General features: G+C 67.5%; 16 protein-coding genes. 12 read left to right on the top strand and 4 right to left on the bottom strand.

All coding sequences use genetic code 11. The features are described 5' to 3' along the window. Nucleotides 1-103: 103 nt before the first annotated feature. Complete coding sequence (locus HAV22_RS23150) at nucleotides 104-1,114, bottom strand: N-acetylmuramoyl-L-alanine amidase-like domain-containing protein (RefSeq protein ID WP_229421382.1); 1,011 nt, start codon at nucleotides 1,112-1,114, stop codon at nucleotides 104-106. Between the two features lie 222 nt (nucleotides 1,115-1,336). Here HAV22_RS23150 and HAV22_RS23155 point away from each other — a divergent pair, with 222 nt between their 5' ends. The 7 genes from HAV22_RS23155 to HAV22_RS23185 all read left to right on the top strand — a co-directional run bounded on the left by HAV22_RS23155 (nucleotide 1,337) and on the right by HAV22_RS23185 (nucleotide 8,040). Further along, nucleotides 1,337-4,282 carry a TonB-dependent receptor gene (locus HAV22_RS23155; RefSeq protein WP_166862212.1) on the top strand — a complete coding sequence of 982 codons (2,946 nt, stop codon included), beginning with the start codon at nucleotides 1,337-1,339 and terminating at the stop codon, nucleotides 4,280-4,282. A gap of 297 nt (nucleotides 4,283-4,579) precedes the next feature. Then, the gene (locus HAV22_RS23160) at nucleotides 4,580-4,744 is read left to right on the top strand and encodes a hypothetical protein (protein WP_166862214.1); all 165 of its coding nucleotides are present in this window, start codon (nucleotides 4,580-4,582) and stop codon (nucleotides 4,742-4,744) included. Nucleotides 4,745-4,777: 33 nt separating this feature from the next. Further along, entirely contained in the window at nucleotides 4,778-4,945 is a 168-nt protein-coding gene (locus tag HAV22_RS23165) for a hypothetical protein (RefSeq protein WP_166862216.1), read from the top strand. A gap of 202 nt (nucleotides 4,946-5,147) precedes the next feature. Beyond that, nucleotides 5,148-5,522, top strand: a complete 375-nt coding sequence (locus HAV22_RS23170) for a LiaF transmembrane domain-containing protein (RefSeq protein ID WP_166862217.1) — start codon at nucleotides 5,148-5,150, stop codon at nucleotides 5,520-5,522. After that, on the top strand, nucleotides 5,512-6,210 hold the full coding sequence (locus HAV22_RS23175) for a LiaI-LiaF-like domain-containing protein (RefSeq protein WP_166862219.1): 699 nt from the start codon (nucleotides 5,512-5,514) through the stop codon (nucleotides 6,208-6,210). Before HAV22_RS23170 ends, HAV22_RS23175 begins: the two co-directional genes overlap by 11 nt. Before the next feature lie 10 nt (nucleotides 6,211-6,220). After that, nucleotides 6,221-7,321: a sensor histidine kinase gene (locus HAV22_RS23180; RefSeq protein WP_166862221.1), complete on the top strand. Its 1,101-nt coding sequence runs from the start codon at nucleotides 6,221-6,223 to the stop codon at nucleotides 7,319-7,321. Between the two features lie 2 nt (nucleotides 7,322-7,323). Continuing rightward, nucleotides 7,324-8,040 carry a LytR/AlgR family response regulator transcription factor gene (locus HAV22_RS23185; protein ID WP_166862223.1) on the top strand — a complete coding sequence of 239 codons (717 nt, stop codon included), beginning with the start codon at nucleotides 7,324-7,326 and terminating at the stop codon, nucleotides 8,038-8,040. Here the strand turns inward: HAV22_RS23185 and HAV22_RS23190 are convergent. From HAV22_RS23190 to HAV22_RS23200, 3 genes are all read right to left on the bottom strand, one after another. Beyond that, a complete protein-coding gene (locus HAV22_RS23190; RefSeq protein WP_166862225.1) occupies nucleotides 8,037-10,307 on the bottom strand; it encodes an ATP-dependent DNA helicase in 2,271 nt (756 codons plus the stop codon). The genes HAV22_RS23185 and HAV22_RS23190 overlap by 4 nt on opposite strands. Continuing rightward, the gene (locus HAV22_RS23195; RefSeq protein ID WP_166862322.1) at nucleotides 10,304-11,959 is read right to left on the bottom strand and encodes a VRR-NUC domain-containing protein; all 1,656 of its coding nucleotides are present in this window, start codon (nucleotides 11,957-11,959) and stop codon (nucleotides 10,304-10,306) included. The genes HAV22_RS23190 and HAV22_RS23195 overlap by 4 nt, the downstream gene beginning before the upstream one ends. 106 nt (nucleotides 11,960-12,065) lie before the next feature. Beyond that, nucleotides 12,066-12,839 (bottom strand): hypothetical protein, encoded by a 774-nt coding sequence (locus HAV22_RS23200; RefSeq protein ID WP_166862227.1) that lies wholly within the window; start codon nucleotides 12,837-12,839, stop codon nucleotides 12,066-12,068. Nucleotides 12,840-12,943: 104 nt separating this feature from the next. On the opposite strand from HAV22_RS23200, the gene HAV22_RS23205 reads away from it, so the two are divergent. The 5 genes from HAV22_RS23205 (at nucleotide 12,944) to HAV22_RS23225 (ending at nucleotide 20,783) form a co-directional block, all read left to right on the top strand. Then, entirely contained in the window at nucleotides 12,944-13,783 is an 840-nt protein-coding gene (locus HAV22_RS23205) for a M15 family metallopeptidase (RefSeq protein WP_166862229.1), read from the top strand. A 99-nt stretch (nucleotides 13,784-13,882) separates the two neighbouring features. Beyond that, nucleotides 13,883-17,629, top strand: a complete 3,747-nt coding sequence (tssM, locus tag HAV22_RS23210; RefSeq protein ID WP_166862324.1) for a type VI secretion system membrane subunit TssM — start codon at nucleotides 13,883-13,885, stop codon at nucleotides 17,627-17,629. Beyond that, entirely contained in the window at nucleotides 17,626-18,615 is a 990-nt protein-coding gene (gene tagF, locus HAV22_RS23215) for a type VI secretion system-associated protein TagF (RefSeq protein WP_371869718.1), read from the top strand. Before tssM ends, tagF begins: the two co-directional genes overlap by 4 nt. Further along, complete coding sequence (locus HAV22_RS23220) at nucleotides 18,612-19,397, top strand: OmpA family protein (RefSeq protein WP_166862231.1); 786 nt, start codon at nucleotides 18,612-18,614, stop codon at nucleotides 19,395-19,397. The genes tagF and HAV22_RS23220 overlap by 4 nt, the downstream gene beginning before the upstream one ends. Before the next feature lie 84 nt (nucleotides 19,398-19,481). Next, nucleotides 19,482-20,783: a glycosyltransferase gene (locus HAV22_RS23225; protein WP_166862233.1), complete on the top strand. Its 1,302-nt coding sequence runs from the start codon at nucleotides 19,482-19,484 to the stop codon at nucleotides 20,781-20,783. Nucleotides 20,784-20,787 lie beyond the last annotated feature (4 nt).

The following is a 20,787-nucleotide window of genomic DNA, read 5'->3' on the forward strand; positions in this document are numbered from 1 at the left end:
GCGCTGGACGCGAACGCGGAGCACATGGCAGGCGAGGCGACCCCGCGTGGCGCGCGGGGCCTCGGATGCGCGGCCGGCAGCCGCGCGACGATGGGGCCCGGATTCAGGCGCCGGCCGGATGGCCCGGGCGCGGCTGCGGCGCCATCGGCGGCACCGTGACGTCGTCATTCAGGCGCAGGAACTTGAAGCCGGCGAGCACCTGGCCATTCTTGCCTGCCTGGCGGTTGCGTTCCTCGCGCGCGGCCGCGCGGGCGATGAACGATTCGAAGGTTTCTTCGCGCACCTGCGGGTCGGACGAATGGAGGAAGTGGCGCTGGCCGTCGGCGCCAAGCACGACGAGGCCCACGTGCGAGGCCCAGTACTGGCCGCCGCGCGTCGAGATCACGTTGACGAGGTCGCCCTCGCGCAGCTGGCCCGCGATGACGGCTACGCGGTCCTTCGGCACATACGCCTGGCGGCTCGTCTCGACGGGGAAGCTGGCGTCCGTGTGGTGGCGCGTCTTGAGGAAGCGGGCGCGGTCGATCGTCATCGTGTACGCGGGGCCGTCCGGGCCCGCCAGTTCCGCGCTGACGTCCGTCACGAGCCAGCGGTTGGCGACGTTCCAGTCCATTTCCGTGTAGTGGTTGCGCGTGGCCACGCCGACGACGCCGTCGCGGTAGCGGATGCGCTGCAGCATCCAGAAGAATTCTTCCCACGACTGCGACAGTGCCATCGCGTACGTGTGTTCCGCGAACACGACGCAGTCGCTGTGATCCAGGCTGAACATCGGCAAGTCGTCGTGCACCTGGTACGGGAATTCGCCCAGCAGGTTCAGGCGGTAAGGCTGGCCGAGGTTCTTGCGGGCGATGGCGGCGATGCGCTTGCGCAGGTCGGGCTCCGCGTCGTGCGCCCACGCGATGTAGCGGCCCGCTTCGACGGGATGCATGCGGTACAGCGGTTTGGCCAGGATCGCGTCCAGCGGTTCGCTGGCCGCGACTTGCGCGGTCGGGACGGCATCGACGGCGGCCATGGACGGTGTGGCGGGCGGTGCGGGAGGCGGCGTCGCGCAGCCGGCGAGAAGGGTGGCGATCAGGGCGGGCAGCAGAAGCGCGGGCAGCGCGCGGGCAGGACGCATGGCGGGTCTCGGACGATAAAATGCTACGCTAACGCGGCCGGACGACGCTGTCAAAATGAAAATGTTTATGTGGGTATAACCCGGTGTCATCGATGGCGCCGCGCATTCCTTTAAGTTATAGATTCTTCAACAGTAATCATTATCCAATGGCGTTGCCATCGCCAATACTGTCCGCGCGACCGGGAGACACCGGCCTTGACAAGACAACGACAGGAGAGAGAAATGTTGAAGCAGAAGCCGCTCGCGGCCGCAGTCTCGATGGCGCTGCTGGCTGCGCCGGGTGCGCCCGCCCTGGCCCGGAGCGACGCCGGCAGCCCGCAGATCCAGACGGTCGAAGTGACGGGCATCCGTGCATCGATGGCGAAGTCGCTGGCCGTCAAGCGCGACGCCAGCGCGAACGTCGAAGTGATCACGGCCGAGGACGTTGGCAAGATGCCGGACAAGAACCTCGCCGATTCCCTGCAGCGCCTGCCCGGCGTGGCCGTGCGCACCGATTACGACGAAGCGGAAAAGGTCGCGATGCGCGGCACCAATCCGGACATGTCGCTGATCATCTTCAACGGCCACACCGTCAGCAGCGGCGACTGGTACATCGCGGACCAGGCGTCCAGCAGCCGCTCGACGAGTCTGTCGCTGATGCCGTCGTCCGTGCTGAACCAAGCCATCGTGTACAAGACGTCGCAGGCGAACATCGTCGACGGTGGCCTCGCGGGGACGATCAACGTCACGACGCGCAAGCCGCTGGCGCAGAAGGAGCGCCTGTCCGGCGTGGCCAGCGTCGGGGCCAGCTATGCGACCTTGCCGGGCAAGACGGCGCCGGACCTGAATGCGTCCGTCAACTGGAAGAACGAAGCGGGCACGTTCGGCTTCATCGTCCAGGGCTTCGCGGAAAAGCGCTACATCCGCCGCGATTCGGCGTCGCGCCTCGCGTACGGCACGAGCAGCGGCTGGGACGTCATCAACACGAGCACGATGAAGGGCATCACGGACGCGTCGCTGGCCGGCAGCGGTTACAAGGCCGCTGACCTGAACGGCGTGCGCCTGCCCGGCTCGATGAGCACCGAGTTCGTCGAAGGCGTGCGCGACCGCAAGGGCGGCATGTTCTCGCTGGAGTTCAAGCCGAACCAGGACCTCGACTTCACCATGACGGGCTTCACCTCCACGCTGAAGGCGCCGAACTACGGCCGCCTGAAGGCCGGCGCCATCTACAGCATGCTGCTCGGGAAGGCGTCGCTGGCCGATGGCGCCACGGGCGCGTCCGCGCCGAACACGAACTCGAACGGCCAGCAGGTGTTCGCGGCTATCCGCAACCCCGTCATCGTCACGGAGACGACGATGTACGGCGACCAGCTGCGCGTGCTGAAAAGCGCCGACATCCTGTTCCCCGACGGGACGACGCCCCAGTACATCGGCAACTCGGAAGGCTTCTATCGCCAGGGCGCGCGCGCCACCAGTTCGTTCCTCGACCTGGACGGCAAGTGGCGCGTGAACCCCGATTTGACGCTGAAGACCTTGCTGTCGACGACGCGCGGCGTCGGCAAGACGGACTGGGACCAGGGCCTGACCTATGCCAGCTTCGGCACGGGCGTGTCGTATGCGCTGGCCGGCGTCGACAACGCGCCGTACGTGAAGTACTACGGCACGGGCATCAAGCCCGACCAGCTCGTCGTGCGCACGATCTCCGGCCTCAAGACGACGGACCGCGAGACGAGCGGCCAGGTCGATGGCGAGTACCGCGTCGCGAAGGGCTGGGTCCAGTCCGTCGAAAGCGGTCTGCGCTACGCCGACCACCATCGTGACAGCGCGCGTCGCTACCCCGCTTACCACAACGCGAACCTGCAGGCGGGCGCGCCCACGAGCACGACCCCGTGGCCGGCGAACTTCGGCGCGGGCCTGGATGGGCCGGCCGGCTGGGACAACACGGGTTATACGTTCGATCCCGCCGTGCTGATGGCGTATTTTGCCAACGCCACCAAGACGACGAGCGACGAATACGAGCGCCGCATCGCGTCCGAACTGCACCTGCGCGAGCGCCAGGCCTCGGGCTATGTGATGGCCAACCTGGAAGGCGAACATTGGTCCGGCAACGTGGGGCTGCGCTTCGTGCAGACGCGCATCAATGCCGACATCCCGACCCCGATCGCGGCCGGCATCTGCAAGCGCACGGCGCCGGGGCAGCCGGCCATCCCGTGCGCGGCGTATCCGGGCGCCATCTCGACGGCGGGCGACCTGCAGCCTTATTACGACGACGTCCCGTTCAATCCGCTCACGGGCAATATGTACTACTTCACGAGGACGGACCGCCGTTTCGACAACTGGCTGCCCAGCATGAACGTGCGCTACGAACCGAGGCAGGACCAGATCGTGCGCTTCGGCGCGAGCCGCACGGTGGGACGCCAGAACTACAACCTGCTCGGCGCCGGCTTCGGCACGCCCGCGTGCGATGCCCAGGGGTGCCGCGTGACGGGGCCGAACCCGGACATCAAGCCGCTCACGTCGGACAACCTCGACGCATCGTGGGCCTGGTATTTCGCGCGCCGTTCGATGGTCGGCGTGGACTTGTTCTACTCGCGCATCCAGGGCTATGCGAAGACCGGCACGTCGGGCGGTGCGACGGTCGACCTGTGGGATCCGGCCGCGCAGGCGATGAAGACGTATGCGGTCCAGACGTCGCAGCAGCAGGGCGCACACATCGCGGGCCTGGAGCTGTCGTACGAACAGCCGATCGGCACGACGGGCTTCGGCATCACGAGCAACGTCAGCCGCGCCCGCACGAAGGTCGACGACGGCCGGCCGATGGTCGGCGCGTCGGAATGGGCCGCGAATCTCGGGGGCTATTTCGAGAACGACAAGGTGTCGCTGCGCCTCGTGGCGAACTATCGCAGCGAGTACGTGAACAGTTCCACGGCCCCGGCGCCGACGGCGAACAGCCAGGGCCTGTACAGCGTGAACGGCGTCCTGATGCCGACGGCGCCCACGATGGCCGCACCGGTGACCACGCTCGCTTTCAACGCCAGCTGGAACATCACGCGCAACCTGTTGCTCGCCTTCGATGCGACGAATCTGACCAACGTGAAGCGCGCGTATTACCGCTACAGCGAGGAGGAGCAGCAGAAGCTTGACGTGAGCGGCCGCCAGTTCTATGTGAACCTGAAATACCGGTTCTGACCTGTCCCGCGCATCCACAAAAGGGAGGCTGCGGCCTCCTTTTTTCATCATGTTGCACCGTCGCGTAGGCGCAGTTGAAGGTGATCTGTAGGACTGCAACTCATGGGGACGGACAGTGTGCGGCACCTAACGGTCCACCCCCGGGCGGTTCGTTACGATGGAGGCGTCGAGTGAGGCGCCACGCGAAGTTTGCGGCGACCAACCACCTCGACAGGTCAGCCGGTCGCCTCGAGGACCGGCACCAGAATTCACGCCGGCGACGCGAACGCGCCGGCCCTAACGGAAGCGGAGGTTGCCATGTCCACGACGACGAACCATCCACCTAAGCATCTCGTGCGCGAATACCTGGAACGGCGCTCGAAGGACACCCAACCTCCGCCGACACCGGAAGAAATCCGGCGCCAGTTGGGGTGGGGCATGCTGATGCCTTCGGACGACCGTATCGGCGCCTCCCGCTCGTGAGCCGAAACCCACCGTGATGAACAGGAGAACACCATGACCGCCAAGATCGGCAGCAAACACATCGCCCAGCACCGCGGCAAGAAAGAGCGCGAGGAGATCCACAAGATGAACGTCGCGCGCGAAGCCATCAAGATCGCCACGGCGCGCGCGAAGTACCGCAACCAGCAGAAGGGCCAGCGTCCGCAGGCCGCTGCCGCGTGATCGTCGCCTGATCCGTCCGCCACATCCGCTTCCCGGGGCTCGCCAGGGCGACATGGCGGGCCCCTCCGCATTTGCCGGCGACGTTCGCCGACAACGCCGCCATTGACCGGCACCGGCCCGCCATTGGCCGAAAAACGCTTCCATCCCCGACCCCGTCTCCGTTATCGTGTCGACATTCGATCGAACGACAACCGGAGATGACATGAATAGCGAAGCTTCCTACCACCTGCGGCGCCAGGTGCTGTGGGGCCTGGTGCTGGTGGGGCTCGGCGTGGCCTTCCTGCTCGACCAGATGGATGTGTTCGACATCCGCAGCTTGTGGCACTACGCACCGCTGCTGCTCGTCGTGGTGGGCATCAACCAGACCATCGGCTATCCGAGCGCACGCGAGTTTTCGAACGGCCTGTGGACCGTATTCATCGGCCTATGGCTGTTCGCCGTACTCGAGGGACTCTGGGGCCTCACGTTCGGCAACAGCTGGCCGCTGCTCATCATCATCAGCGGCATCACGATGGCCGTCCGGCCGATCGCCGAGCGCCGCTTCGGCCAGAAGGGAGGCAACGGCCATGGAAAATAATACGAACCGCGCGTCGAGCCAGGTCGTGCTGGGCCTGCTCGTCGTGGGCATGGGCGTCCTGTTCCTGCTCGATAACCTGGACATCCTGAACTTCCGCCACGCGATCGGTTTCTGGCCGCTCGCCTTCATCGTCGCGGGCTGTGTCGCGCTGTTCGGCAACGGATCGCGCAGCAGCAACTACATGGGCGGCGTGCTGGTCGCGATCGGCGTGCTGATGATCGCGGGCCGAATGGGCTTCTTTTACATCAGCTGGGGCACGCTGTGGCCGCTCGTGATGATCGCGCTGGGCGGCCTCGTGCTGTTTCGCTCGTTGGGCCCGGGACGCGTGGCGCGGCCCGGGACAGCCGACGGGACGGGGACCGACAACGTGGTCGACGTCGTCGCCGTGCTGGGCGGTTTCGAGCGCCGCGTCACGACGTCCGATTTCCGCGGCGGCGAGATCACCGCGATCCTCGGTGGCTGCGAGCTCGACTTGCGCGAGGCGTCGATCGTCAAGGAAGCCGTCATCAACGTCTTCGCGATCTGGGGCGGCATCAACATCAAGGTCCCTCCCGACTGGGCCGTCGTCCTGAACGGCACGCCGCTGATGGGCGGCTTTTCGGAAAAGACGGTGACGCCCCCCGACACGAGCAAGCGCCTCGTCATCACCGGCTACGCCATCATGGGCGGCGTCGAAGTGCGCAACTGAGGGCAGGCCCGTGCACCGCATCTTCGCGAGCTGGCGGGCGACGGCCCTCTACCTGCTGGCCTGGCTGATGCTGGGCCTGCTGTTCGCGGCCATGCTGGCCGTCAGCGGCGCAGGGTGGGGCGCCAGTGTGGTGTTCGCCATGCCGCTGGCGTACCTGTACGCGTACGCGGCCGGCTTTTCCGCTTACTACGTGTGTCGCGCTTACCCGCTGGGCCGGCGCCGTCCCGTCGCCATCGCGGCCGGCGTCGGCGTGACGGCGGCCTGCGTGGCCGCGCTGTGGTGTGGCATGGGCGCCGCGTGGAACAGCCTGCTGGCCGCGCTGGCGCCCGACAGCTATGTGCCCGTCGCGAGCGGCCCCGTGCTGGCAGCGATGTTCGGCCTCGGCTTGATCCTGTATGGCCTGGCGGCCGCCGTGAACTACCTGTCGATCGAGTCGGAACGCGTGCGCCATCTCGAGACGCAGCGCCTGCAGATGAAGTTGACTGCTCAGGATGCGGAGTTGCACATGCTGCGCGCCCGGGTCGATCCGCACTTCCTGTTCAACAGCCTGAATTCGATCAGCGCGCTGACGTCGCTCGACCCGGCGGCCGCGCGCGCGATGACCGTGCAATTGGCCGAATTCTTTCGCCTCACGTTGGGCCTGCGCGCCGACCACATGGTGACGCTCGAGCGCGAACTTCAGCTCGTGCGCCATTTCGTCGCGATCGAGCAGGTGCGCTTCGGCGACCGCCTGCGTTTCGACGCTGCGGTCGATCCCGCGGCAGGTAACTGCCTGCTGCCGCCGCTGCTGCTGCAGCCGCTCGTCGAGAACGGCGTCAAGCACGGCATCGGCCAGTTAGTCGACCCGGGCCAGGTGCGTATCGAGGCCGTACGCACCGGGTCGATCCTGCGCATCCGCGTCGAGAACGACGTTGATCCGGACGGCAGCGCCGGCGCGGCGCGTGGTACCGGCCTGGGTCTCGTCAACGTGCGCCAGCGCCTCGCCGCCATCCACGGCCACGAGGCGAGCGTGCATTGGGCGCGCCGCGACGGCCGCTTCGTCGTCGAGCTGGCGCTGCCGGCCGTCACGACTGCACTCCCGCAAACCGCAACCGAACTGGAAGGAACTTGACGATGCGCGTGATCATCGTGGACGACGAACCGCTGGCGCGCGCCGTGCTGCGCGAACACCTGGGCTTTTTTGCCGACGTCGAGATCATCGGCGAATGCGCGAACGGCTTCGAGGCCGTGAAGGCCATCGCGGAACTGGCGCCGGATCTCGTGTTCCTCGACATCCAGATGCCCAAGCTGGACGGCTTCGAAGTCGTCGAGCTGGCCGGCGCGAGGACGCATTACGTGTTCGTGACCGCGTACGACCAGTTCGCGCTGCGCGCGTTCGACGTCCATGCGCTCGACTACCTGCTGAAACCGTTCACGCGCGAGCGTCTCGCGCAGGCCCTCGCGCACGCGCAGGGCGGCGATGCGATGCGTGCGCTCGTCGCCGACGCGCAGGCGCGGCACCAGCCCATCGAGCGCGTGCTGATCCGGGACGGCGCGCGCGTCCAGGTCATCCCTGTCGAACGCATCGATTACGTCGAGGCCCAGGACGACTACGTCGCCTTCTTCGCCGACGGCCGCCAGTGGCTGAAGAACCAGCGCATGGCCGAACTGGAAAGCCAGCTCGATCCGCAGGCGTTCCTGCGCGTGCACCGCTCGTACATCGTCAACCTCTCCGCCATCGCGCGCATCGAGCCGACGGGCAAGGATGGCCACTGCGCCGTGCTGAAGTCCGGCGCGCGCATTCCGATCAGCCGCAGCGGCTACACGAAAGTGCGCGACCTGATGCGCTAGGCTGCCTTGGCGACGTGCCACCAGGCGGGCAGCAACGATTGGATGTTGGCCCGTGCGAAGCGGTCGTCGATCAGCCAGACGACGCCGCGGTCCTGCTCCGTGCGGATCACGCGCCCGGCTGCCTGCACGACCTTCTGCATGCCGGGATACAGATACGTGTAGTCGTAGCCCGCGCCGAACATCGCCTGCATGCGCTGGCGCAGCTGCTCGTTGACGGGGTTCACCTGGGGCAGGCCCAAGGTCGCGACGAACGCGCCGATGAGACGCTCGCCCGGCAGGTCGACGCCTTCGCCGAACGAACCGCCCAACACGGCGAACCCGATGCCGCGGCCACCTGGAGCGAAGCGCGCGAGGAACCCGGCCCGCTCCGGCTCGCTCATGCGGCGCGCCTGGCGCCACACGGGGATGTCGGGATGCGCCTGCTCGAAGCGGTCGGCGACCTGCTGCAGGTAGTCGAAGCTGGAAAAGAATGCGAGATAGTTGCCGGGCCGCGCGTGGTACTGGTCGGCCATCAGCGTGGCGATCGGCGCGAGCGAGCCGGCACGTTCCTGGTAGCGGGTCGAGATGCCATGCGCCACGTGCACGTCCAACTGGCTCGCGCTGAACGGCGAATCGACGTCGATCCACGCCGTGTCGTCGGGCATGCCGAGCAGGTCGGCGAAATAATGCCAGGGGCTCAAGGTGGCGGAGAACAGCGTCGTCGAGTGCGCGAAGGCGAAGCGCGGGCCGAGGAAAGGCGCCGGAACGACGTTGCGGATGCACAGCGTCGTGTCGCGCTCGTTGTCGCGCGTGACGTCGAACAGGGAGTGTTCGCCGAACGATTCGGCCAGCCGCCCGAATTGCAGCGCCGCGAAATACAAGTCCTGCAGTTCCGTGTCGAGCGGCACGGGGAACGCGGCCATGTGTTCCGTGATGGCGCTGGCCGCGGCCTGCAGCGCGTTCAGGAATTTATCGGGCAGCGCGTCCAGCACCTGGTAGGGCAGGGGCGCGGACTTGCTCACGTCGGTCCACGCGCGCTTGACCTTGTCGAGCGGCTTGTGCAGCGACGGCGGCGCAACGGCGCGTGCCGCGCGCAGGTCGCCCCGCTGCAAGGTCGCCGTGTACATCGATCGTGCGCGCGACACGAGGTTGTGCGCCTCGTCCGCCAGCACGCTGACCTTCCACCCGCGGTCCAGTGCGAGTGCGTACAGCATGGCACCGCCGTCGAACCAGTAGTTGTAGTCGCCCACGACGACGTCGCTCCAGCGCACCATCTCGCTGCCCAGGTAGTATGGGCACACGTCGTGCGCGATGCCGATGTCGCGCAAGGTGGCGCGGTCGAGCATGTCGGCGTTCGTCGCCGCTTCGCGCGCGGCGGGCAGGCGGTCGTAGAAACCCTGCGCCAGCGGGCACGATTCGCCGTGGCAGGCCTTGTCCGGATGCTCGCAGGCCTTGTCGCGCGCACTCAGTTCCAGCACGCGCAGCGGCAGCGTGCCGCCCGCCTTCAACGTCGCGGCGGCGTCCAGCGCGAGCTGGCGGCCCGGCGTCTTCGCGGCCAGGAAAAAGACCTTGTCGAGGTCCTGCGCGGGCGCCGCCTTCAGCACGGGGAACAGCGTGCCGATGGTCTTGCCGATACCGGTCGGCGCTTGCGCGAGCAGGCTGCGCTTGCCCGCGTTCGCGCGGAAGATGGCTTCCGCCAGCTGGCGCTGGCCGGGGCGGAAGCCGGCATGGGGAAAGTGCAGCGCCGTCAGCGCCGCGTCGCGTGCCGACCGGTGCGCGAGCTCGCGCTCGGCCCAGGCGACGAAGCGGCGGCACTGGTCGTCGAACAGCGCCGCGAGGTCGGCGCGTGTGCGGGTCTCGCTCAGCACCGTCTCCTGCTGGCTGCCGATGTCGAAATAGACGAGCGCCAGGTTGACGTGATCGAGGTCCAGCTGGGTGCACAGCAGGTGGCCGTAGACGCGCAGCTGGGCCCACGCGAGATGCCGGTGGTTGTCGGGCACCGAGGTGAACTGGCCGCGGTACGTCTTGACTTCTTCGAGCAGGTTGCGGTCCGGGTCGTAGCCGTCGGCCCGGCCGCGTACGTGCAGCGGGCCCCAGTCGCCTTCCAGCGACACTTCGCTGCGATAGTGCTCGCCACGCCGCGACGCGACGACCGCATGCCCGGCGATGCCTTCCTGCGCCGTGGGCGACGGCGTGAAACGCAGATCGAGGTCGCCCTGCTTGGCCGTGAACTCGCACAGGGCGCGCACGGCGACGACGTAGCGCGCGTCGGCGTTGGCGGCGCTCATGCCGCGGCCTGCTCCCACTGCAGATAGCACACCGTGATCGGCATGCCGTGCGCGGCGCAGTAATCGATCCAGCGCAGCTGGTTGTCCTGCAGGCGGTCGCCGGGACCCTTCACCTCGATCATGTCGTAGCGCGCTTCGTCCGGCCAGAACTGGATCAGGTCGGGAAAGCCCGTGCGGTTTTCCTTCACGTCCTGCAGGATGCGGCGGAACCACAGCTGCAGATGCGCGGCCGGGATGCAGTCCAGCGCCAGTTCGATGACGTCGCGCTCGAGCCAGTCCCACGCGACGAATGGCGATTGCAGGCCCGCTTTCTCGTCGTACGTGGCGAGGATGGCCGCGCGATGCGTGCCGTCGTCCAGCAGCGCGAGGCAGGCGTCGAATTCGGCCTTGCGGCGCTGGTAGAAGTCGGCCGCGTGCAGGTCGGCCGGGCCGCGGTGGAACGGGTGGAAGAACGCACCGGGAATGGCCGCGAACACGGCGCGCCAGCACAGGAGGCCGAACAGCGTGTTGGCCAGCGTGTTCTCGACGTAGAACACGGGCGCGTCGTCGCGCCACAGGTGCTCCAGCACGACCCCTTCGACGCGCCATTCTCCGGCCGGCAGCGGCAGGCGCAGGTCGAGGCGCGCGGCCGGCGTCGCGCGGCGCGTGGGCCCTTTCCGATGGCCCAGCTTGCGCGCGAGGCGCGGGCCGATGCGCATCAGGTGCTGGCGTTCCGCCTCGCTTTCCGGTGCCGCGCAGGCCGTCTCGAACAGGGCGTAGGCATCGTCGAACTTCTCGTGCTTTTCCAGCACGCGCATGGCGCGCCCGCGCGCGCCCGGGTAGCGGCACCCGGCGTACACGGCGTACGCATTGTCCCAGTCGCGTTCCTTTTCGAGCATCTGGCCCAGCTGGAACAGCAGGCGTTCGCGGCGGCTGTCGAGCCAGTCGTTGCCGAATGCGTGGCGGGGAAGGTCGGCCAGGATGTCCAGCGCCGGCTCGCCCGCGTAATAGCGCTCCTTGCAGGCATGCAGTTCCAGGTAGTGCTCGATGTCCTGGCGTGCCCGGAAACCACGCGACGCCGCCGAGAACTCGACCCGTTCGTAGCGGAACAGGCCCAGGTCGGACAGCACGAACTCCGTCCAGTCCTGCGCCAGGTTGCCGAAGAAGACGAGGCGCAGCCTGTCGCATAGCGGTTGCACGAGCAGGCGCAGCGCGAGGTCGTCGCAACGGGGATGCCATTGGGAGAACGGACGCTCGCCGGCGTGGGCCGGGTCGGCGCGCAACGCGTCGAGCTGGTCGCCCTTGCGTGCGCTCTTCTGCGCGCCCGCCAGGCCGAACGCGTCGGCCAGTTCCGGCTTGGACAGCAGGTCGAACAATTCGTCCAGCGTGAGCGCGGGATCGGACTCGATCCAGCCGCTGGGCAGCAACGCCTGTGCCGCGGCGCGGGGGCAGCCGATCTCGGCATAGTTGAGCTTGCTGGCCCGGAACAGCGTGCCCTTGCGCATCACCATCCGCACGAACAGGGCGCGGGCCGGCTGGGGCAGCTGCGGAAAGGCGGCAATGAAGGCGTGCTCTTCGTCGATCAGGAGGTCGGCGTAGCGCTCGGCGATCCAGTCCAGCACGCGCTGGAAGTTATCCAGATAATAAAACTCGTTTTCCAGGACTTTGATCATCGTCATGCGGCACCAACTGTACTTTTGTACAGTATAACGGTGCCGGCGACGCTGGCCCAGTGCTTTTGGCATGCGGCAGGGCGCCGCGTGGTTTTTTTTTGCTGTCTTATTGTCGGGATGGCATGTGCGGTCCGCAAGACTTGTCGGCGCACGGGGGCGTGACGGCACCCTCGGTGGCGGCCTCGTGAGGGGCGCCGGTGTGCTGGAGGATGGCCGAGATCAGCGCGACATCTGTATCGACCGTCACGGTGGGCGCTGGCGTCTTGGGCGCGGCCCGTTTCGGCCGGAACGGCACGCTGCTCGCATGCGCCAGAACGGGTGCCTGGTTCGTTACCGTCCGGTACCCCGGTTGCGGCCGCGCCACCGGGTGATGGACTGCGGGCGGTTGCGCGCGCGATGACGTCGGGCCGGGGATCGTATGCGGCGGGGCGACGGGGGCGGTCGTCGCCATCGATGGCGGCGATGTCGGCCCGGCGAGGTCGACGATGACGGCGCCGCGCACCGGGGCGTTCGACTGCGCGCCAGGTTCCGCGACTGGCCGGAGGGATGCGTGCGGCTGCGCGGACGTTTCCGCGGCCAGTGCCGCGTTCACGTCGTGCTCGATTGCGAAGGCGCTGGCGTGGGCTGCCGTACCGCCACCGGGCGCGACGGTCGTGTGCACCTCGTGTACGGCGGACGCGCTCGCGCCTGCCGTGCCCGTGTGCCGTGGTGGCGTTGCACTGCGCACGAGCCAGGCCAGCGCGACGAGCAGGGAACAGGCCAGTACGCCCGCCGTACCGTACCAGAACACCGGGCGGGCGCGGAACCGCCGGCCGCGCGACTGGCCGTCGAGCAGCGCAAGAATATTGATGTCGCCGGTCGCCCGACGCGACGACGACATCAGGTTGGGGCGTCTGGAGCCGGGTTGATTTTCATCTGTAGGGCGCACCGCTTTACTCCTAAGATTTGAGACTAATTCCTATTAGAAACAAGCCGGAGAAGCCGATGCTGATCTTCGTCGCATTCCTGTACTTTTGTCTTGCTTGCAGCGTCATCTGGATCGCGCTGTTCCCGGGCGGACGGGCGTCCGTGCTGCACGTGCTCGGCACGCTGCAGCGCCGGCTGCAGTGGCGCGTGGGCGGGTGGCAGCGCAGTGGGCGGGCCACGCTGCAGGCGTCCCGGTCCGGCGCACGCGGTCTGCTGAATGCTGGCCGTTCGACGCTGCGGCGGCACTGGGCGTGGTTCGCCGTCGGCGTGCCGCTCGTGCTGATCCCGACCTTGCTCGCGTTGCTGCTGCGCCGGCCGGACATGCTGCCCGACTACGAGCCCGTCGATACGGTCGTCGACGCGCAGGTGGCTGCCCTGCTCAAGGGCGAGCAACTCGTGCCGCCCGCCGCGCTGCCGCCTGTCGCGTTCAGCACACGGGAAGTGGAACTCGTGCGCCCGATGCTCGTCGACGCCAGCCGCAACTGGGGCCTGCTGCGGCCGGAATTCAGCCAGCGCCTGCTGCTGGTCTTCAAGATCATGAAAGAGAAATACGGGTACGAGATGGCGTTGCTGGAAGGCTATCGTAGCCCGGCCCGCCAGGAACTGCTTGCCGGCATGGGTTCACAAGTGACGAACGCACGGGCATTCCAGAGCTGGCACCAGTACGGGCTCGCCGCCGATTGCGCGTTCTGGCGCGACGGCAGGCTTGTGATCTCCGAAAAAGACCCCTGGGCCATGCGTGGCTATCAACTCTACGGCGAAGTCGCCGAATCGGTGGGTCTCACGTGGGGCGGGCGCTGGACGATGATGGACTTCGGCCATGCCGAACTGCGGATGCGCGGGGTGATGCGGCATTGATGCAGGCGGTGTTCCCGCGGCGTTGTCTCATCTCAAATTTTCAACTGGGAAATAGTGCCAGTATTGCCGTTGGTATTCATCAACCTGCGAACGAACATGATGGCCCGACTCTGGCAATTCTTCACCGACAGGCGTGTTCTGGCCGTGATCGGCATCGGCGTGCTCGCGGCATTCCTGCTGCTCGGCGCGGCATCCTTCGACGTGGCCCTCATCTGGGTTGCGCTGCTCGGCCTGGTGTTGCTGGGCGCGGCCGGCATCGGCTGGCTCGTCCGCGCCTGGCTGCGCAAGCGTGCCGCGCACCGGCTGGGCGACGCGATCCTGGCCGGCGCGGAGCCGGACGGCAAGGCCCAGGCGGCGCGCAACGATGCCGCCATCCTCCGCAAGGGCATGCTGGAGGCGATCAACACCATCAAGACGTCGAAGCTGGGCCTGACGCGCGGGGCGGCCGCGCTGTACGAACTGCCGTGGTACATGATCATCGGGAATCCTGCAGCCGGGAAAAGCAGCGCGATCAAGCACTCGGGCCTGACGTTCCCCATTCCCGGCAACAAGGCAGTGCAAGGCGTGGGCGGGACCCGCAATTGCGACTGGTTCTTTACCACCGACGGCATCCTGCTCGACACGGCGGGGCGTTATTCCGTGTTCGACGGGGATCGCGCCGAGTGGTTCAGCTTTCTCGACCTGTTGCGCAAGCACCGTTCGCGCGCGCCGATCAACGGGATCCTGATCGCCGTCAGCGTCGCGGAGCTGGCGGGCGGCAGTCCCGGCGCGTCGATCGAACTGGCCAAGAGCCTGCGCACACGGGTGCAGGAGTTGACGGAACGCCTCGGTATCCACGCACCCGTGTACGTGATCTTCACGAAGGCCGACCTCGTCGCCGGCTTCGCCGACTTCTTCCATGATTGCGAATGTACGGAGCGGGAACGCGTCTGGGGCGCCACCTTGCGCTACAACCGGCGGAGCACGCCGCAGGACGTCCTGGCATTCTTCGACCAGCATTTCGACGAACTGCACGACGGCCTCAAGGAAATGAGCCTGGCCAGCATGGCGGGCAACCGCAGTACCGCGCTGCGGCCCGGCGTGTTCACGTTCCCCCTCGAATTCGCCGCGCTCAAGCCCCAGCTGCGCGGATTCCTTGCCACCCTGTTCGAGGAAAACACGTGGCAGTTCAAGCCCGTGTTCCGGGGATTCTATTTCACCAGCGCCCTGCAGGAGGGCAGTGTCGAGACGCTGTCGGCCAACCGTGTCGCCGGCCGTTTCGACTTGCAGCTGCGTCCGCTCGGCGACGAGGGGAAGGCCGATGACGATGTGCAGAGCGTGGAGCAGTCGGGATATTTCCTGCTGCAGTTGTTCCGCAACGTGATCTTCGCCGATCGCGACCTGGTACGCCGCTACACGAGCCCGGCCGCCGCGCGCATGAAGATCGGCGCGTTCTTCGCCGCCACGGTGCTGCTCGGCTGCGCGCTCGGAGGGTGGAGCTGGTCCTATATGGGCAACCGCCAGCTGGTCGCGAACGTCAAAACCGACCTCGACAAGGTCATGAAGCTGCAGGCCGGCCGTACCGAGTTGCAGGCGCGCCTGGAGGGGCTCGACATCCTGCAGGACCGCATCGAACAGCTCGAGAAATACCGCGAGGATCGTCCGTGGGCACTGGCGTTTGGCCTGTACCAGGGCGACGCACTGGAGCGCAAGCTGCGCGACGAGTATTTCGCGGGTGTGCGCGAAGTGATGGTGCAGCCGGTGGCCGGGGCGCTGGAGAGCTTGCTGGCGGAGATGAATGCGAACGCGTCCCAGCTTGATCCGACCGTCCGCGCGACACCCGTCGGCAAGCCGGGCCAGCCCTACCAGGACGTGTCGGCCACGAACGTCGGCGACGCCTACAACGCGCTCAAGACCTACCTGATGTTGGCGGACAAGACCCACGCCGAACCCGGCCACTTGAACGACCAGTTGACGCGCTTCTGGCGCGGCTGGCTCGAAGCGAACCGGGGCGCCATGCCGCGCGAGCAGATGATCCGCAGCGCCGAGCGCCAACTGACCTTCGTGCTGGCCCACATCGACGACCAGGCATGGCCGCAGATCACGCCCAAGCTCAGCCTGCTGGACACCGCCCGCGAAAACCTGCGGCGCGTCGTGCGCGGCACGCCCGCGCGCGAGCGCGTGTATGCCGACATCCGTACGCGCGCATCGACCCGCTTTCCCGGCGTCACGGTCGCGCGCATCGTTGGCGAACAGGACCAGGCTCTCGTCGTGGGCAGCTACGCCGTCGGCGGCGCCTACACCCGCGAAGCCTGGGAAAAATTTGTCCAGGGCGCGATCCGTGATGCATCGACCCATGAATTGCAAAGCAGCGACTGGGTGCTCAAGAGCGTCGCCAAGGACGACCTCACGCTGGAAGGCAGCCCGGAGCAGATCCAGAAGGCACTCGTCGACATGTACAAGACCGATTACGCGCGTGAATGGAGCAAGTTCGTGCAGGGTGTGACCATCGCCGACCTGAGCGGCTTCGACGCCAGCGTACAGGCGATGAACCGCCTCGGTGACCCGCTGACGTCGCCGTTGGCCAAGGTGCTCAAGACCGTCCACGAACAGACTGCGTGGGACGATCCCGCGCAGGCCCGGATCGACAGCGTCAAGATCAAGCGCGGCGTCATGGGCTGGATCCGCGAAGTGGTGCTGCGGCAGGCGCCGGCCGATGCGCGCCCGATGACCGACGCCCTGGGCCCGCTGCCAGTCGGTGGCGTGCAGGTCGCCGGGCCCGTCGGGCGCGAGTTCGCCGGCGTCGCGCGGCTGGTGGGCGTGAAGGAAAAGGATGCGTCGCTGATGACCGGCTACCTCGACGCGCTGTCGAAGCTGCGCGGTCGCTTGAACCAGCTGAAGAACCAGGGCGACCCGGGCCCCGGCGCCAAGGAACTGATGCAGCAGACCCTGGAGGGCAGCGGGTCGGAACTGGCCGACGCGCTGAAATACGTCGACGAACAGATGCTGGCGGGGATGACGGAGACACAGAAGCAGATGCTGCGGCCGCTGCTCGTCCGCCCGCTCGTGCAGACGTTCGCGATGATCGTGCTGCCGTCGGAATCGGAAATCAACAAGACGTGGCAGGCCCAGGTCGTCGAGCCGTTCCAGAAGACGCTGGCGGCCAAGTATCCGTTCGCATCGTCGGCCCAGATCCAGGCGACGCCGGCCGAGATCGGCCAGGTGTTCGGACCGGACGGCGTCGTCGCGAAATTCGTGGGAGCGACGATGGGCCCGCTCGTCGTACGCCGCGGCGACGTCCTCACCAGCCGCACGTGGGCCGACATCGGCATTACGCTCGCGCCGCAAGTGGTGAGCGGATTCCCCGGCTGGGTGGCGCCGCTGTCGGCCAACGGCGTCGCCGCCGGCGGCGGTCCGCAGGCCGTGTTCCAGCTGCTGCCGCTGACGGCGCCCGGCGTCACCGAGTACACGATCGAGATCGACGGCCAGCAGCTGCGCTACCGGAATACGCCGCCCGCCTGGGTCAATATGGTGCACCCGGGGCCGCAAGGCAGCAGCGGCGCGCGGATCAGCGCCGTCATCTTCGACGGGCGCTCCGTCGAGCTGTTCAACGAGCCGGGCCAGTTCGGACTGCAAAAAATGATCGAGGCGGCGACGCAGAAACGCCTGGACGCGAGCACGCACGAATTGCGCTGGACGGTCGGCAACGTATCGGTGGCCGTCGACTTGAAGCGCGTCAGCAGCGCGGAGACTTCCGGCGGCGACGCCCAGGCAAGACAGGGTTTTCGCGGGCTGCGGCTGCCGGACGCCGTCGTCGGGCGACCGGCAGTCGGCCCCGGCCCCGTCCTGGCGGGAGCAGGCCAGTGAACCGCGCAGCGAGCCGCGCCGTGCTGCGCGAGCCCGTCCTGAGCCGGATCGCTTATTTCGGCAAGATCCCGGCGCACAGCGACTTCGTCAAACCGGCCGACGATCAGCCCGTCCTGGGCATGCTGGACGACTGGATCGCCCAGGTGATGACGCGCTTGCCGTCCGACGCGCGCTGGAAGCTGAACTACGATGCGATGGCGCCGGCCAGCTTCGCCTTCGTCGGCCCGGACCGGCGACACGCCGTCGCGGGCCACCTCGTCGCCAGCCACGACCGCTCGGGGCGGCGTTTTCCGTTCCTGATGATGCGCACGGTCGATGTCCCCGATCCGGCCGGTTTCGCGGCGCGTTGTCCGCTTGCTTTCGGCCCGTTGTGGGACTATCTGGAAACCATGGCGCCGCGTGTGCTGGGCAGCGGCGATCCCAGCGCCCACCTGCAGGCAATCGCGGACGCTCCGGTGGCGCTCGGCGAGTACGACGCCGCGTTGGCCAGCTATCTCGCGTTGTCCACCGTGAGCGAATTGACGGTGCAGCTGGAGGCGCCCGCGAATCGCATGATTCTCGGGCTCGGCCTGCTGCTGCAGCCCGTCATGCACAGCCGTCCCGCCAGCCTCCACAAGAGCCTGGTGCTGCCGCTGCCGCGCGATGCCGCGTTGCGCCACGTTGCCGCCGCTTTCTGGCTGGAGCTCGTGCTGCCGTTCATCCGGAAGAGCGGCTTCGACCTCGTGCTGTTCGTGACGCGCGTGCGCGAGCGTCCGGCCCTGGTCGTCGGGTTCGGCGCCATGGCGGCAGGGACGCTCCATGCGCTGATCGATCCGCTCGTCGCCGCCGAGCAGCAGGTGCATCTCGACGACGATGCCTGGATCGACGAACAACTTGGCGTGGACATCGACATGCGCACGCTGGCGAGTTATCTCGAGCAGCCCGCGCTGCCCTTGCGCCTCGCACGCGAACTGTTCCTGGACACCTTCATCGGAGCCGCGCCTTGAATCCGACAACCTCGCCCCTCAATAGACTGGTTCTGTGCGCCATCGTCGCGGCAGCAAGCTGGGTACCGCCTGTCGCCCTGGCCGATGCGGCCGCGCCCATTGTCGTCTCCGGCACGGTTGGCGACGAGGCCAGCAGGGCCGCCGTCCTCGCACGCCTGCGTGCCGTGTACGGTGCGGACCGGATCGTGGACCAGCTCGTCGTCGGACGCGTGTCGATGCCGGCGAACTGGAACGACCACGTCGCCAAGCTGATCGGCCCGGACCTGAAACTGATCAGCCGTGGGCAATTGCAGGTCGACGGCACGAACGTCAGCCTGCGCGGCGACGTTGCGAGCGAGTCCCAGCGCACGCAGGTCGCAAGCGACATTGCCCTGGCACTCGACCCGGGCTATACGGTCAACAACGGCTTGCGCGTGGCGGCGTCGGAGCAAGGTATGCTGGATGCGGCGTTGGCCAACCGCATCATCGAATTCGAATCCGGCCAGGCGACGCTCACCGATTCCGGCAAGGCCATCCTTGACCAGATGAGCGTGGCGCTGCTGCGCCTGAAGGACAAGCGGGTCGAAGTCATCGGCCACACGGACAATGCCGGGTCCCGCGCCGGCAACCTGTCGCTCAGCCAGGCGCGGGCGGAGGCCGTGAAGGCGTACGTGGTCGGACGCGGCATCAAGGCCGACATGATCGGCGTGTCCGGCGAAGGCCCCGATCGCCCCGTGGCCGACAACCGCACGCCCGAGGGCAGGGCGCGCAACCGGCGCATCGAGTTCAAGGTCGTGCAGTGACGTCTGCGCTGCGGGCCGTGCAGCAACGGGATGTCGCTCGTTTTGTTGTATATTTACAAGGTTAATATATAGGCAATAGAGCGCATGAAAATTGGCATGCAGACGTGGGGCAGCCACGGCGACATCCGGCCTTTCCTCGCCCTTGCGGAAGGCTTGCAGGCGGCGGGAAACGACGTGCATCTGTTGATCACGTGCGTCGACAGCGACGCCTACCGCGACATTGTGTCGGCCGCGGGCGTGAAGATCACTCTCGTCGCGTCGCCCGTGCTCACGCCGGAACAGCAGGAAAACATCGGCCGGACAGCGTACGCGATCCGCAATCCGATGACGCAGATGAAGGCCATCCTGCGCCTGTGCCTGGAACCGGTCGAGGACGCCATGTTCGACGCGGCGCGCCGGTTGTGCGCAGAGTCCGACGTGCTGATCGGCCACTATTTCCTTTACCCGTTGCAGACCGCCGCGGAGTCGGCCGGGCGGCCCTATGTCAGCGTCCTGTTGTCGCACGCGGGCGTGCCCAGCGACTTCGATCACCCGTTGACCATGCCCGGCGCCGGAAAGGTCGTTCATCGCCTGCTCTGGTGGCTGACCAGGACGCTGCTCAACCGAGGATTGAAGCACTACCCCGACCGATTGCGCGCGCAGCTCGGCATGGCGCCCCTGCGCGACGTCGTCACGCAGATCTGGCTGTCGCAGCATCTCACGCTGGTGGCCGTGAGCCCCACGATGTGCGCCGCGCGGCCGGACTGGCCGGTGCCGGTTCGTGTCTGCGGATTCCTCGACATGCCGAACCTTGCCATGGAAGGGCAGCTGTCGCCCGATCTCACCGATTTTCTCGCCGCCGGCGAGGCACCGGTGTACATGACGTTCGGCAGTTGGATGCCGCGTGACCGCATGGGCCAGGCGAAGGTCGTGCGCCTGTTGACCGCGGCCGCGCGCCAGGCCGGTTGCCGTGCCATCATCCAGGCGCCGTCGGCGGCGGCGTGCGGATTCCATGGCGATGGCAATATTCTGTACGTCGCGACGGCGCCGCACCACGCCGTATTTCCCCGCTGCCGCGCGATCGTCCACCACGGCGGCGCGGGCACGACGCAGTCCGCCATGCGCGCGGGGACGCCGTCCGTCGTCGTCGCCAACATCAGCGAGCAGGAGCATTGGGGCAAGGAGTTGCGCCGCCTGGGCATCGGGGGCAGGCCCGTCAAGCGCCGCAACGTGACGGCGGCCGCGCTGGCAAGGCGCATCCGGGACGTGCTGGCGGCGCCGGCAATGACGGCGCGTGCCGCGCAGGTCGCCGACGCCATGGCGGCCGAACGCGGCGTCGACACCGCCGTCGATCTCGTCATGCGCACGTTCGCGCAGCGCCAGGCGGATGCCGCGGCCGTGCGTTGACTGG

The sequence above is a fragment of the Telluria antibiotica genome (genome assembly GCF_011682055.1).
Classification (GTDB): Bacteria; Pseudomonadota; Gammaproteobacteria; order Burkholderiales; family Burkholderiaceae_D; genus Telluria; species Telluria antibiotica.

Coding starts and splice junctions, on each gene's coding strand:
- tssM (WP_166862324.1), top strand. CDS start 13,883: ATGGCCCGACTCTGGCAATTCTTCACCGACAGGCGTGTTCTGGCCGTG.
- HAV22_RS23190 (WP_166862225.1), bottom strand. CDS start 10,307: ATGAGCGCCGCCAACGCCGACGCGCGCTACGTCGTCGCCGTGCGCGCC.
- HAV22_RS23160 (WP_166862214.1), top strand. CDS start 4,580: ATGTCCACGACGACGAACCATCCACCTAAGCATCTCGTGCGCGAATAC.
- HAV22_RS23175 (WP_166862219.1), top strand. CDS start 5,512: ATGGAAAATAATACGAACCGCGCGTCGAGCCAGGTCGTGCTGGGCCTG.
- HAV22_RS23170 (WP_166862217.1), top strand. CDS start 5,148: ATGAATAGCGAAGCTTCCTACCACCTGCGGCGCCAGGTGCTGTGGGGC.
- HAV22_RS23225 (WP_166862233.1), top strand. CDS start 19,482: ATGAAAATTGGCATGCAGACGTGGGGCAGCCACGGCGACATCCGGCCT.
- HAV22_RS23200 (WP_166862227.1), bottom strand. CDS start 12,839: ATGTCGTCGTCGCGTCGGGCGACCGGCGACATCAATATTCTTGCGCTG.
- HAV22_RS23185 (WP_166862223.1), top strand. CDS start 7,324: ATGCGCGTGATCATCGTGGACGACGAACCGCTGGCGCGCGCCGTGCTG.
- HAV22_RS23165 (WP_166862216.1), top strand. CDS start 4,778: ATGACCGCCAAGATCGGCAGCAAACACATCGCCCAGCACCGCGGCAAG.
- HAV22_RS23205 (WP_166862229.1), top strand. CDS start 12,944: ATGCTGATCTTCGTCGCATTCCTGTACTTTTGTCTTGCTTGCAGCGTC.
- HAV22_RS23155 (WP_166862212.1), top strand. CDS start 1,337: ATGTTGAAGCAGAAGCCGCTCGCGGCCGCAGTCTCGATGGCGCTGCTG.
- HAV22_RS23150 (WP_229421382.1), bottom strand. CDS start 1,114: ATGCGTCCTGCCCGCGCGCTGCCCGCGCTTCTGCTGCCCGCCCTGATC.
- HAV22_RS23195 (WP_166862322.1), bottom strand. CDS start 11,959: ATGATCAAAGTCCTGGAAAACGAGTTTTATTATCTGGATAACTTCCAG.